General features: G+C 54.6%; 15 protein-coding genes. 7 read left to right on the forward strand and 8 right to left on the reverse strand.

All coding sequences use genetic code 11. From position 1 onward, the window contains the following. Positions 1 to 7: 7 nt before the first annotated feature. The 6 genes from ACRZ9U_RS15575 to hemJ form a co-directional block, all read right to left on the reverse strand. Entirely contained in the window at positions 8 to 811 is an 804-nt protein-coding gene (locus ACRZ9U_RS15575; protein WP_170408801.1) for an AAA family ATPase, read from the reverse strand. Then, positions 804 to 1,427, reverse strand: a complete 624-nt coding sequence (gene rsmG, locus ACRZ9U_RS15580) for a 16S rRNA (guanine(527)-N(7))-methyltransferase RsmG (protein ID WP_170408802.1) — start codon at positions 1,425 to 1,427, stop codon at positions 804 to 806. Before rsmG ends, ACRZ9U_RS15575 begins: the two co-directional genes overlap by 8 nt. Beyond that, positions 1,424 to 3,292: a tRNA uridine-5-carboxymethylaminomethyl(34) synthesis enzyme MnmG gene (gene mnmG, locus ACRZ9U_RS15585; RefSeq protein WP_170408803.1), complete on the reverse strand. Its 1,869-nt coding sequence runs from the start codon at positions 3,290 to 3,292 to the stop codon at positions 1,424 to 1,426. The genes rsmG and mnmG overlap by 4 nt, the downstream gene beginning before the upstream one ends. Before the next feature lie 12 nt (positions 3,293 to 3,304). After that, on the reverse strand, positions 3,305 to 4,591 hold the full coding sequence (mnmE, locus tag ACRZ9U_RS15590; protein ID WP_170408804.1) for a tRNA uridine-5-carboxymethylaminomethyl(34) synthesis GTPase MnmE: 1,287 nt from the start codon (positions 4,589 to 4,591) through the stop codon (positions 3,305 to 3,307). Positions 4,592 to 4,622: 31 nt separating this feature from the next. After that, on the reverse strand, positions 4,623 to 5,894 hold the full coding sequence (gene rho, locus ACRZ9U_RS15595) for a transcription termination factor Rho (RefSeq protein WP_170399438.1): 1,272 nt from the start codon (positions 5,892 to 5,894) through the stop codon (positions 4,623 to 4,625). Between the two features lie 126 nt (positions 5,895 to 6,020). Continuing rightward, positions 6,021 to 6,470 carry a protoporphyrinogen oxidase HemJ gene (hemJ, locus tag ACRZ9U_RS15600; protein ID WP_170408805.1) on the reverse strand — a complete coding sequence of 150 codons (450 nt, stop codon included), beginning with the start codon at positions 6,468 to 6,470 and terminating at the stop codon, positions 6,021 to 6,023. A 403-nt stretch (positions 6,471 to 6,873) separates the two neighbouring features. Here hemJ and ACRZ9U_RS15605 point away from each other — a divergent pair, with 403 nt between their 5' ends. From ACRZ9U_RS15605 to dnaQ, 4 genes are read left to right on the forward strand one after another with little or no spacing between them, the layout of a single operon-like run. Further along, a complete protein-coding gene (locus ACRZ9U_RS15605; RefSeq protein WP_170408806.1) occupies positions 6,874 to 7,473 on the forward strand; it encodes a nucleoside triphosphate pyrophosphatase in 600 nt (199 codons plus the stop codon). Further along, on the forward strand, positions 7,470 to 8,303 hold the full coding sequence (locus ACRZ9U_RS15610) for a shikimate dehydrogenase (RefSeq protein WP_480902322.1): 834 nt from the start codon (positions 7,470 to 7,472) through the stop codon (positions 8,301 to 8,303). Before ACRZ9U_RS15605 ends, ACRZ9U_RS15610 begins: the two co-directional genes overlap by 4 nt. Next, the gene (gene coaE, locus ACRZ9U_RS15615; RefSeq protein ID WP_170408807.1) at positions 8,300 to 8,893 is read left to right on the forward strand and encodes a dephospho-CoA kinase; all 594 of its coding nucleotides are present in this window, start codon (positions 8,300 to 8,302) and stop codon (positions 8,891 to 8,893) included. Before ACRZ9U_RS15610 ends, coaE begins: the two co-directional genes overlap by 4 nt. Continuing rightward, positions 8,886 to 9,608, forward strand: a complete 723-nt coding sequence (gene dnaQ / locus ACRZ9U_RS15620; RefSeq protein WP_170408808.1) for a DNA polymerase III subunit epsilon — start codon at positions 8,886 to 8,888, stop codon at positions 9,606 to 9,608. Before coaE ends, dnaQ begins: the two co-directional genes overlap by 8 nt. Before the next feature lie 25 nt (positions 9,609 to 9,633). Here dnaQ and secB read toward each other — a convergent pair whose 3' ends face one another. Both secB and ACRZ9U_RS15630 read right to left on the reverse strand, forming a co-directional pair. Further along, positions 9,634 to 10,137 (reverse strand): protein-export chaperone SecB, encoded by a 504-nt coding sequence (gene secB, locus ACRZ9U_RS15625; protein WP_170408809.1) that lies wholly within the window; start codon positions 10,135 to 10,137, stop codon positions 9,634 to 9,636. 54 nt (positions 10,138 to 10,191) lie between these two features. Next, positions 10,192 to 10,692, reverse strand: coding sequence for an FxsA family protein (locus tag ACRZ9U_RS15630; protein ID WP_170408810.1), 501 nt, complete (start codon positions 10,690 to 10,692; stop codon positions 10,192 to 10,194). Between the two features lie 108 nt (positions 10,693 to 10,800). On the opposite strand from ACRZ9U_RS15630, the gene ACRZ9U_RS15635 reads away from it, so the two are divergent. From ACRZ9U_RS15635 to ACRZ9U_RS15645, 3 genes are read left to right on the forward strand one after another with little or no spacing between them, the layout of a single operon-like run. Next, positions 10,801 to 11,460 (forward strand): Tim44/TimA family putative adaptor protein, encoded by a 660-nt coding sequence (locus ACRZ9U_RS15635; RefSeq protein WP_170399461.1) that lies wholly within the window; start codon positions 10,801 to 10,803, stop codon positions 11,458 to 11,460. Beyond that, positions 11,457 to 12,497, forward strand: coding sequence for a murein transglycosylase A (gene mltA / locus ACRZ9U_RS15640; protein WP_170408811.1), 1,041 nt, complete (start codon positions 11,457 to 11,459; stop codon positions 12,495 to 12,497). The genes ACRZ9U_RS15635 and mltA overlap by 4 nt, the downstream gene beginning before the upstream one ends. Continuing rightward, positions 12,497 to 13,084, forward strand: a complete 588-nt coding sequence (locus tag ACRZ9U_RS15645; RefSeq protein ID WP_170408812.1) for a Smr/MutS family protein — start codon at positions 12,497 to 12,499, stop codon at positions 13,082 to 13,084. The genes mltA and ACRZ9U_RS15645 overlap by 1 nt, the downstream gene beginning before the upstream one ends. The last annotated feature ends 168 nt before the right edge of the window (positions 13,085 to 13,252 follow it).

The raw sequence follows: 13,252 nt of genomic DNA on the forward strand, positions 1-13,252 counted from the left end.
CGGCCACTTAAATGGCTACCTTGTTGTTCTTGTGCATAACCTCTCGGGCGAGATACCGGTACGCCATCGCCCCGAGCGAACCCGAATCATATTGCAGCACAGGAAGCGCGTAAGATGGTGCTTCGCTGACCCGCACATTTCTGGGTATCTTGGTTTTAAATACCATCTCACCCAGATTGTCACGCGCATCCTTTTCGACCTGACGGGACAAGTTGTTGCGGTTGTCATACATCGTTAACACAACACCTTCGATTCTGAGGTCAGGATTGGCGGTCTGACGAACCTCGCGAATGGTCAACATCAATTGTGACAGGCCTTCCAGCGCAAAGAACTCACTTTGCAATGGTACAAGGACGGAATGCGCTGCTACCATTGCGTTTACGGTGAGCAGGTTCAAGGACGGCGGACAATCAATCAGCACAAAGTCCAGATCGAAAGCATCAATTGCAGTCTGTCGAAGCGCGTCATGCAGCAAATAACTGCGCTTTTCATTCGAGATCAGCTCAATATCTGCCGAGCTGAGATCTACGGTCGCTGGAACCACAAAAAGATTACCGATCTCGGTCTCCTGCACCACAGCTTCCAATGGTGCATCGTCGAGAAGAAGATCATATGTCGTCCAGTCGCGATCTTCGACCCCTAGACCCGTAGAGGCATTTCCCTGAGGATCGAGATCGACCACAAGAACCTTGCATCCGGCCTCGGCCAATCCGGCTGCCAGATTGATCGCTGTAGTGGTTTTCCCGACCCCGCCCTTTTGATTGGCAACCGCGATAATCCGAGGCCCAGCAGGACGAGACAGATCAACCACGTGCAACTCCTTTGATTTTCAGGATAACGGCTTGGGGTTCTGTTGAACTCTTAATGGGTTCAGCCTCGAATTTCCATTCTTTGCGCGCATCTTCCAGCTCTTTTTTCCAGGTTGCGCCTTTTGGCAACAACGCTGTACCGTTTTTACTTAAATGCCTGTCACAAAATGACATTAGAGTGGTCAGATCAGCCAGAGCCCGAGCTGAAAGCACGTCCGCATGCAAGGGATCAATGGCTTCAATTCGACGAGAGATCACGGAACAATTGGCGCCACTCTCTCTGGTCACACTTCGAAGAAATGCGGATTTACGTTGGTCGCTTTCGACCAATGTGAAACGCGTTTCAGGCGCAGATTCAATTGCCATGATGGCGCAAACCATGCCTGGAAAGCCGCCTCCGCTGCCTAAATCCACCCAATGATCTACGCGATCTGCGTTCTGAAAAACTTGAATGGAATCCTTGATATGGCGGATCCAAATCTCTTCAAGACTATTTCTTGAAACCAGATTGATTTTTGGATTCCATTTTTCAAGCAGAGATACATAGATCACCAGGCGTTCGAATGTTTCACGTGAAACATCCAGAGCCTCCGCAGAAACGGCGTTCTGATAACTCATGCTTTTCTGGCTTTCACATCGCGCCTGAGCTTCGCCAGGACGAGGGTTAAAGCTGCAGGCGTGACACCTTCAACCCGACTCGCCTGCGCAATATTCGCAGGCTTCGCCTGCGATAGCTTTTGCTTCATTTCATTCGACAGACCATCAAGCGCAAAATAATTGAAATCCCGAGGAATTTCATGCGCCTCATCGCGCCTCATTGCTTCGACATCCCGTTGTTGGCGCGCAATATAGTTTGCATACAAAGCATCGCGCTCGACCTGACGGCGAATTTCATCGTCTGTATTCTGTAGATCGGGTTCGAGTAAAACCATGTCTTCAAACGATACTTCTGGAAAAGCAAGAACCGCCATTCCATCGCGCCGGTTTCCGTCCTGATTTATGCTGATACCAGCTTCGCGAATTTTCTTTGGCGTATATGTGGTCTCTGTCAGTTTATTCTTTGCTTTTACAAGCTTTTCTGATTTCTCAGCAAAAACCTTGCGGCGGTGCTCACCCACACAGCCCAGCTGTTCGCCAATCGGGGTCAGTCTTTGATCTGCGTTGTCAGCGCGAAGTGATAGGCGAAACTCTGCACGGGATGTGAACATCCGATAAGGCTCGGCAACGCCTCGAGTTGTCAAATCGTCTATCATTACGCCAATATAGCTGTCTGAGCGTGTAAAATGTATTGGCGCACGCCCCTGTGTTTCCAGAGCTGCATTCAAACCCGCAACGAGGCCTTGCGCGGCCGCTTCCTCATATCCTGTGGTCCCATTGATCTGTCCTGCAAGATATAGACCAGGAACATCGGGCACAGACAAAGACGCAGATAGAACGCGCGGGTCAACGTAGTCGTATTCAATCGCGTATCCGGGTTGTAGGATTACCGCGTTTTCCAATCCTATGATGGATTGGACATATTCGACTTGTACATCTTCGGGCAAAGACGTTGAAATCCCGTTTGGGTACACCGTATGATCCCGCACGCCTTCTGGTTCCAGAAATATCTGGTGTGACTCTTTTTCCGCAAATCGGACGATTTTGTCTTCGATTGAAGGGCAATATCTAGGACCAACACCATCAATATGACCTCCATACATTGCTGATCGCGATAGATTTTTCTCGATTATTCCGTGCGTCTGAGCATTGGTATGAGTTATTCCACAGGCAATTTGCGGCGCCGTCACCGCTTGGGACATGAATGAAAACAGTGTTGGCTCTGCATCGCCATCCTGTCGTTCAAGTATATCCCAATTTATGGTTCGTCCGTCCAACCTCGGTGGCGTACCTGTTTTTAGTCGTGCCGTAGGCAAATCAAAGGCATCAAGGCGTTCAGCCAGCCTGATCGATGGGCGATCCCCCATGCGGCCACCTGGTTTTGAAACGTCCCCTATGTGGATCACGCCGCGCAGAAATGTACCCGACGTCAGGATAACTGTCTGCGCGGGGACCTCGGAATCATCTGCCAGTTTAACACCGGTGACGCGGTCGCCATCCATTAGGAAATCAACCACTTCCCCGGTAATCACCGACAGATTGTCTTGTTTTTGCGTTTCCCCCGCCATTGCTGCCCGATAAAGGGCTCGATCCGCCTGCGCCCTCGGCCCTTGAACGGCCGGTCCTTTACGCCGATTCAATAGACGAAACTGAATACCGGCACGGTCCGCCACGCGCCCCATTACGCCATCTAGTGCATCGATCTCGCGGACTAGATGCCCTTTGCCCAACCCACCTATTGCTGGATTGCAAGACATGACACCGATGTCCCGTTCGGAAAGAGTGACTAGTGCTGTGTTCGCACCCATCCGTGCTGCAGCATGTGCGGCTTCTGCACCTGCATGTCCGGCACCGATGACGACAACATCAAATTTCGAATGTTTCACGTGAAACACTCCCTATTTTCCCAGACAGAAACTTGCGAAGATTTCATCCAAAAGGGTCTCGACATCAATCCTGCCAACCAGAGACTCAAGCGACCGAATGGCCGTCCTTAGTTCTTCAGCAGCTATATCATACATATCTGGGCCTGATTCCAGAACAGCTTGCGCAGCGGCAAGAGAGTCAGCTGCTTTTGTCATCGCAACGCGATGGCGTTCCCGCGTTGCAATACCATGACTAGCAGTTTGGGCTATCAATACACGCGATATGTTGTCTATCAGCTGGTCAATCCCCTGCCCGGTTTTTCCTGATATGCCGCCGGCAGAAGGCCCACGTAGGTCAGATTTTGGCAGAACATGAATGTCTTCCGTCTGCCTCGGTACACCTAAGTGATCAGGGTCATCCGTCAGAAACACCCGCAAATCAGCGGCCTCTGCCCGCTTGCGCGCCAGTTCAATTCCAAGGTTTTCAACGTGATCTTCGGTCTGTCTCAAACCAGCCGTATCCAACAGCGTGACAGGCAGTCCGTCCAAATCCATGCGAACTTCGATTACATCGCGGGTTGTCCCGGCATATTCTGAGGTGATTGCGGCTTCCCGCCCTGCCAACGCATTCAGCAAGGTCGATTTTCCTGCGTTCGGAAGACCAACTATGGCGACCTCAAAGCCGGTGCGAATGCGCTCGGCGATCCGAACACCTTTGGCTTCTTGGGTCAATTCGGCCATCACACCAGAGATCAACGTCCGAACCTCAGGTGATACATCTGTCGGCACCTCTTCATCAGCAAAATCAATCACGGCTTCCAACAAGGAGGCCGCGCGGATCAGATCACGCCGCCAACCTTCTGCTAATGTGCCCAAAGCACCAGCCAAAATCGTCTGCGCTTGTTTCCGTTGTGCTTCGGTTTCTGCATCAATCAGATCAGCAAGGCCTTCGACCTGCGCCAGATCCATCTTGCCGTTTTCCAATGCACGACGCGTGAACTCACCAGGTTCGGCCAGCCGAAGATCGTCCATATCCGAAAGAGAGGTCAGCACAGCGTTGACTGACGCCATACTTCCGTGAATCTGAAGCTCGGCCACGTCTTCGCCGGTAAAGCTGGACGGGGCCTGAAACGTCAGAACCAAGCCCTCATCCAACCGCGATCCATCCGACGCGCTGAGTGTTCGTACTGTCATTCCACGCCTTGGCAGGCCCCCGCCAGACAACTCATTGGCGGAGGCATATGCCTGCGGACCAGAAAGCCTGATCACAGCCACGCCTGCTTTGCCCTGGGCGCTGGCCAGGGCGAATATCGTATCCATTGATAGCCCCCGCGTCAGTGCCAGAACCTTGTCAGGTGTTCATTGAATCGAAGAACTCGCCGTTCGTCTTGGTTTGTTTCAACTTCGACAACAGGAACTCGATTGCATCTGTTGTGCCCATCGGATTGAGGATGCGGCGCAGAACGAATGTCTTGGCCAGATCACCCTTGTCGACCAGCAGATCCTCTTTCCGGGTGCCGGATTTGAGGATGTCGATTGCCGGGAACACGCGTTTGTCTGCGATCTTACGATCCAGAACGATTTCCGAGTTACCGGTGCCTTTGAATTCTTCGAAGATCACTTCGTCCATCCGGCTGCCGGTGTCGATCAGGGCGGTGGCGATGATGGTCAGCGATCCACCTTCTTCGATGTTCCGCGCAGCACCAAAGAAGCGCTTGGGCCGTTGCAGAGCATTTGCATCCACACCACCGGTCAGAACTTTACCCGAAGATGGCACCACAGTGTTGAATGCCCTACCAAGTCTTGTTATCGAATCGAGTAGAATAACAACATCTCGTTTATGCTCGACCAGGCGCTTGGCCTTTTCGATGACCATTTCCGACACGGCCACGTGGCGAGTCGCGGGTTCATCAAAGGTCGAAGACACAACCTCACCCTTCACCGAGCGTTGCATGTCGGTCACCTCTTCCGGGCGTTCGTCGATCAGCAGGACGATCAGATAACATTCCGGGTGGTTCTGCTCGATGGAATGCGCGATGTTCTGCAGGATCACCGTCTTACCAGTCCGCGGAGGCGCCACGATCAGCGATCGCTGACCTTTACCAATCGGCGAAACCAAATCGATCACGCGAGCAGACTTGTCCTTGATGGTCGGATCTTCGATTTCCATCTTCAGACGCTCATCCGGATACAGAGGCGTCAGGTTGTCGAACAGAATCTTGTGTTTGGCCTTGTCCGGATTTTCAAAGTTGATCTTGGTGACATTTGTCAGCGCAAAGTAACGTTCATTCTCGTCAGGCGCTTTGATCTCACCTTCAACCGTATCTCCAGTGCGCAGCGAGTGCTTGCGGATCATGTCAGGCGAAACATAAATGTCATCCGGTCCGGGTAGATAGTTCGCCTCGGGCGAGCGCAGAAACCCGAACCCGTCTTGCAAAACCTCCAGCACGCCGTCGCCACCGATAGTCCAGCCCTCATCCGCACGTTCGCGCAGAATCTGAAACATCATCTCGCCCTTGCGCATGGTTGAGGCGTTTTCGACCTCAAGCTCCTCGGCCATGGCCAGAAGGTCTTTGGGGCTTTTGGCCTTCAGATCGGCCAGATTCAGGGATTCAGTTGTCATGATGATACGAACCTCGGCCGCTTGGATCGCGGCACCAGAGTGGAATTTCAGAACGGAAGATACCTCGCCCGGACGGGCGCGTTACGCGTTAGATAAGCGCTTATCTAAGAAGAGTCAAACAGGCCCTCAGAACTTCACAACGACCGCTAGAACGATAACAACCATTAAAACGGTCGGAACCTCATTCATCATGCGGTACTGCCGCCCAGTCAGCTTATTTCGCCCCTCAGCAAAGTCCTTGCGCCGAGCCATAAGCCAATGGTGAAACCATGTCATGCCGATCACTGCTGCGCCTTTGACCCAGGGCCAGCTCCAGTCCCATCCGACAATACCAGGCGTGAAAACCATGATCAGCCCGCAAATCCAGGCCACGACCATTGCGGGGCGCATGATCACACGCAGCAGCTTTTCTTCCATTTCAAAGAAAATCTGTTGCGCACCCTCTACGGCTTGCGCCTTTTCAACGTGATACACGAACAATCTGGGCAGATAGAACAAACCAGCCATCCATGAAATCACGGCCATGATGTGCAGCGATTTCACCCAAGGGTATATTGCGAAAAGAATATCGGTCATTGGGTATTCCGGGCTTACCTGAAACCCTCCTAATAAAAAAAATTAGAAAGAAAAAGGATGATGGTTTTGTAGGGAGGTCAAATTCGGTGGATTACTTTTTTGTCCTGCCTTTTTCCCCAGGTGGAAAAAGTGAAGCACATCGGCGCAGAATCTGTTGATCAAGAAAAAAAATGATTAATAACAATAAATTATGAGATAAAAGCTCGGGCTGAATTGTGGATAACCATTGGAACAATCCGGGACGGGATGCTTATCCGAGTATTCCAACTTATCCTTGTCCCGTCTGGACAGGATCCGGGCGACTCGGGGAAGTCTTGCGCCAAATTCCCGGGGTTGCGTGTCAACCGGAAAGCCATACAAACCATTCGAGACTACTCATTGATTTGCACACGGGGTTTTCCACATGACTGTCCCCATAGTCCTTGCCTCAGGGTCCGTGATCCGCGCGCAGTTGCTCAGAAACGCAGGCGTCCCGTTTTCGGTTCAGATCGCGCGGGTGGATGAAGACACAGCCAAACGCGCCCTGATGGCTGAGGGAGCTCCGCCCCGTGATGTTGCCGATGCGCTTGCCGAAATGAAAGCACGTAAGATCAGTGACAAAGTGCCCGGCACTATGGTTCTGGGTTGCGATCAGGTTCTGGATTTCGAAGGTCAGATGCTGTCGAAGCCGGAAACGCCGGAAGAAGCACTGGCGCAGCTTAAAGCAATGCGCGGCAAGCGACATATGTTGCTGTCGGCGGCGGTGATCTATCAGGATGGTGAGCCCATCTGGCGGCATGTAGGTCAGGTGCGTTTGCGGATGCGGGCCAGTTCGGATGCTTATTTACGTGATTACGTGGCGCGGAACTGGGACAGTATTCGGCACGCAGTGGGGGCTTATAAACTGGAAGAAGAAGGCGTGCGCCTGTTTGCCACCATTGACGGCGACTACTTTAACGTCTTGGGTATGCCCCTGTTAGAGCTGCTCAATTTTCTGGCCGTGAAGGGAGTGATCGATCAATGACGGAGCATCGCGTTCCTCTGGCCGGCGTGATTGGGCAACCCATTGCGCATTCCCGCTCGCCAAAACTGCACGGGCATTGGCTGAAAACCTATGGATTGGTGGGGCACTACATCCCAATGGATGTCGCCCCGGCCGATCTGGAAACCGTTCTGCGGACACTACCCAAGGCTGGGTTTGTTGGGGCCAACGTGACCGTACCGCATAAAGAGGCTGCTTTGCGGTTAGCGGATCATGTCTCGGACCGAGCCTCAGTCATCGGGGCGGCAAATACGCTTGTATTCCGCGAGGATGGTTCAATTCACGCGGATAATACGGATGGCTACGGGTTCATGGCCAATCTTCGCAGCGGTGCGCCTGATTGGAACCCGCAAGATGGGCCTGCGGTAGTATTTGGTGCGGGCGGTGCTGCGCGGGCGGTGCTTCAAGCGCTGGCAGAAGCCGGAGTGCCTGAAATCCTGCTGACCAATCGCACCCGCACCCGTTCGGATCATTTGAAAGAAGAGTTCGGCCAACGGATTACGGTCGTCGACTGGGTGCAGGCGGGCAACGTGATCGAAGATGCAGAACTGGTCGTGAATACTACGTCTTTGGGTATGCAAGGGCAGCCAGAGTTACGCGTTCCACTGGATGGATTGCAACCCGGCGCTGTTGTCACCGATCTGGTATACGCGCCGCTTCAAACGCATCTGTTACAACAGGCGGAAGAGGTTGGATGTACAACGGTCGACGGGCTGGGAATGTTGCTGCATCAAGCTGTTCCCGGGTTTGAACGCTGGTTCGGTGTTCGCCCCGAAGTGGACGCTGAAACCCGCGCGGCGGCCTTGGCATGAGTTTTGCGCTGGGGCTCACCGGATCAATCGGTATGGGCAAGAGTACGACCGCTCAGATGTTTGCAGATGAAGGCTGTGCGCTTTGGGATGCGGATGCTGCGGTGCATCGGCTCTATGCAAAGGGCGGCGCTGCGGTTGAGCCCATGCGGATTACGTTTCCTACCGCCATTGCCGAGGATGCGGTCAGCCGGGATGCGTTGAAGCAAATCATTGCGAATGATCCTAACGCGCTAAAAACAATTGAAAAAATCGTACACCCTCTGGTAGCGGCGGATCGCGCCTCATTTCGATCTTCGTCGTCCGCCGATATCTTGGTATTCGACATTCCGCTGTTGTTTGAAACCGGTGGTGATGCGGCGATGGATGCTGTTGCTTGTGTTTCAATCTCTGCTGAAGAACAAAAAAGACGGGTCATGGCGCGCGGCACGATGAATGAGGCGCAGTTTGAGCAGATTCGCTCCAAGCAAATGCCAAACGAAGAGAAATGCGGGCGGTCGGATTTCGTGATTGTCACGGATACTCTGGACCATGCTCGCGCGCAGGTGCAGGATATCGTCAGGCAGATACGGGCAGGGTTGGCAGATGCGTGAGATTGTACTCGATACCGAGACCACAGGGTTTGATCCCGAAAGCGGCGACCGGATCGTCGAGATCGGCGCGGTTGAGCTGTGGAACCACGTGGCCACAGGAGAAACTTATCACGTATACATCAACCCCGAGCGTTCTATGCCGGAAGAGGCATTTGGTGTGCATGGCATCGGTCCCGACCTGCTGGAAAACCCGCGCCCGCCGGAAAAGGGCGAAGTGACGCTGAAGGACAAACCTGTCTTTGCCAAGGTTGGGCAAGGGTTTCGTGAATTCGTGGGTGACGCCAAGCTGGTGATCCACAACGCCTCGTTCGACATGAAGTTTCTGAACGCCGAACTGGGCTGGATGGGGGTGTCGCTGATCCCGATGGATCAGGCAATCGACACGCTGGCCATTGCCCGCAAACGGTTTCCGGGATCACCCGCTTCGTTGGATGCATTGTGCCGCCGGTTTGGCATCGACAATTCGAACAGGGTGCTGCACGGCGCGCTGCTTGACTCGGAAATTCTGGCCGAAGTGTATCTGGAGCTGATCGGAGGCCGTCAGCCCGACTTTGGATTGTCAACGTCGGCAAGTGCAGCGTCTGGCGGTGGTGAGGAATGGCGCCCGACAGCGCGACCCGATGCCCTGCCATCCCGGATCACCGAGGATGAGCGCGAAGCACATCAGAAATTTGTTGAAAAGCTGGGCGAGAACGCCCTGTGGACCCGCGCCTGACCCGAACCAGACGCGGACCAAAACCTTAGGCGTCGGTTTTTTGCTCTTGTGCGGCCGCCTGACGGCGCGCCAGTTCGTTGCGATAGAGCGCCACGAAATCAATGTTATCCAGGTTGACCGGCGGGTAGCCACCGTCGCGGGTTATGTCGCTGACGATGCGGCGCAGGAACGGAAACAGCATGCGCGGGCATTCGATCATCAGGAACGGATGCATTTGATCTTCGGGCACACCTTCCACGTGGAACAGGCCGCAATAGTCGATTTCGCACAGGAACAGGACGTCTTCCAGGCCCTTGGCCTTGGATGTCAGTCTTAGCTTGATCGAGACTTCATACTGGTGCTCGGTCGTGCGTTTCTTTGCGTCCAGATTGACCTGAACTGAAATCTCGGGCTGTACGTCGCCTGAGACGCCTTTTTGCGCCATGACGTTTTCAAAGGACATGTCGCGAATGAACTGTCCCAGAACGCGCATCTGGATCTGAGGGGCTGCCTGTGCGGCGGTGTTTTCTGCAGGGCTTTCGTCAGCCATGAAACTTCTCCGGAATTGAAATTCGGCACTGCTTAGCAATTTGGGCCAGATAGCTCAATGCTGGTGCGGGCCTTCCACCCACTTCGACGGCTTTCCGGAGTTCTGGCGAGGGCGAATCTCGGTGAATTCGCCATCTATCACATCGTCCTGATCAAACGGGTTTGGCCCCGACCTGAATTGTGCGCCGGTGCCCATTTGAAAATGCGTGATGGTCGCCTTGGACTTGAGATAGCGGAACACTGCGACCCGGATGCCGGGAACAAGCAGCGCAAAACCAATGGCATCGGTGAAAAACCCTGGTGTCAGCAGCAAAACACCAGACAGCAAGATCATCGCCCCATGGGCCAGCGGTTCGGTTGGGTCGTCCAATTCGGCAAAGGATCGCTGCAAATTGGCCAGCGCCATGCGACCTTGTGTCCGCACCAGAATCGTGCCCAGAACGGCGGTCAGAACCACGATTGCAAGCGTCGGCCAAAGCCCGATCAGACCGCCAACCTGTATAAACAAGGCGATCTCGATGATCGGAACCAATAAAAAAGCCAAGAACAAGTACATTTGCGGTATCCTTTAGCATGGTCCGGGCTGTGGACTTGGCCCCGACTGTCACCTACATAGTGGCAGAGGGCAGCGTATACAAAGCCCGGGTTCTGAAAAGAGGACGAAATGAACTCACCCCTGATCCAGCTTCTGGTGCTGGCCGGAATTGCCATTTTCCTGATCCTGCGCTTGAAAAGCGTGTTGGGTACACGCGAAGGTTTTGAGAAACCGCCCCTTCAGCAACAGCCTGATACCAATGGCGCGCGCCGTGATTTCGAAGTGATTGAAGGCGGGCCAGATCACGACATCACCGACCATGTGGCCGAAGACAGTGAACAGGCGCAAACATTGGCCGCAATGAAGCGGGTCGAACCCAGTTTTTCTGTCAGCGAATTTGTACAGGGCGCGCGCGGCGCCTATGAGATGATCGTGATGGGCTTTGAAAAGGGCAATCTGGACGAAATCCAGCCGTTCCTGTCCGAAGAAGTATTCGACAGTTTTGTATCGGTTGTTGCGGATCGCGAAGACAAAGGTCTGACCATCGAAGCCGAATTCATCGGGGTGCGTGAAACCACTCTGGTCGATGCGACCTTCGATAAGGATACCAATCAGGCCGAGATCACCATGCGCTTTATCGGTGAGCTGACGTCGGTCGTGCGCGATCGCGGCGGGGATATTGTCGAAGGCAACCCGAACACCGTCAAACGCCAAAAGGACAGCTGGACCTTTGCCCGTGTCATGGGCGCGGACGATCCGAACTGGCTGCTTGTTGCCACGGACGCATGATTGCAGCGCTCCGGTCGCTATTTCTGGGGGTCGTCATGACCACTGCCAGCGCCGCCGGAGCCGAGGCGACGCGATCCATCCTGTCATTCGATGACCTCGATGGCTGGGCCGCCGACGATCACGGGGCGGCCCTTTCGGTTTTTCTGAACACCTGTGGTGATCTGGACGATCCTGATTGGCAGGCGCTGTGTGGCGTGGCTCAGAGTTATGAACCTGGCGCGGCGCGGGCTTTTTTCGAGCTGTTCTTTCGTCCTGTTCTGGTCGAAGACGGCGATGACGCCCTGTTCACCGGATATTTTGAACCTGAACTGGATGGGTCGAAAACCCCAACTGACAAATACCGCTATCCACTCTACCGGATGCCGCCCGAGGCGCGAGAGGCGGGCAAGTGGCTCAGTCGCCGTGACCTGCTGACCGGTGACGCCCTGACAGGTCGGGGCCTTGAGATAGCGTGGGTCGATGACCCTGTTGAGCTGTTCTTTCTGCAAATTCAAGGCTCGGGCCGGATACGTCTGCCCGATGGCGGTGCATTGCGGGTTGGATATGGCGGTGCGAATGGGCATCCCTATCGCTCGATCGGCGCGGAACTGGTCCGACGGGGTGCGCTGGGCGCGCACCAGGTCAGCGCGCAGATGATCCGGACCTGGGTACGCAAAAACCCTGAAGCCGGGGCTGAGCTGTTACTACACAACCCTTCGTATGTTTTCTTCCGTGAAGTGACGCGTGTCGCGCCCGAGTTCGGGCCGTTAGGCGCCATGAACCGCTCAGTGACCACGATGCGCAGTATCGCGGCAGATCCGGCTTATACACCTTTGGGCGCGCCAGTTTGGGTAGAAAAGGATGGCAAAAACCCGCTGCGCCGATTGATGATCGCACAAGACACCGGATCGGCGATCAAGGGTGCGCAACGTGCCGACATTTTCTTTGGCACAGGGGATGATGCCGGGCAGGCCGCCGGTCGCTTGAAGGATCCCGGCCGTATGGTTGTGCTGTTGCCGATCCAGAGGGCCTACGCCCTGTTACCGGATGAGTTCTGATGACCCGGCGCAAACTGACTGCGGATGAGATCGATTTGTGGCGCAAGGTCGCCAAACAGGCTGAGCGTTTGCACCCCGAACTGCCTCAGACTGTGCACCCCACTACCTTGCCCAAGCCCAAACCGACCAAAACGCCCAAGGCGCGGATCGAAGCCTTTGAACTGGGTCAGACTGCGCCAACCAAACCGTCACGGAATAACCTGAAGCCATCGATCACCGAAGGTTTGCGGGCAAATCCGGTGCAGATGGACACCAAGTCTTTTGGTCGCATGAAACGCGGCAAGCTCAAGCCCGAAGACAAGCTGGACCTGCACGGGATGCGCATGAGCGCTGCCCATCCCGCATTGGTTCGGTTCATCCTGACCGCACAGGCACAGCGCAAACGTCTGGTGTTGGTCATAACCGGCAAGGGCAAGGACCGGGACGAACCGGGACCCATTCCAACGCCGCGTGGGGTCTTGCGCAATCAGGTGCCCCACTGGTTGTCTATTCCGCCACTTGCACAAGCGGTGCTGCAGGTAACACCCGCACATATCAGCCATGGCGGCGATGGCGCCTATTACGTTTACCTCAGGCGCGTCCGTTAGTCGGATCGCTGATTCTAGCTGGTCCGCATGAACCGGATTCGCACGCGAACCCTGCCCTTACCCCTACTGATTTATTGTTTCTACAGGTCCCGCAACCCCGGTGATAAGCTGCCGGCGCAATGAAACTTCGTAGCCTTGTCCAAGGCTTGCGAGGTTGTGCTTAACAAC

Source organism: Ruegeria sp. D7, from assembly GCF_056534355.1.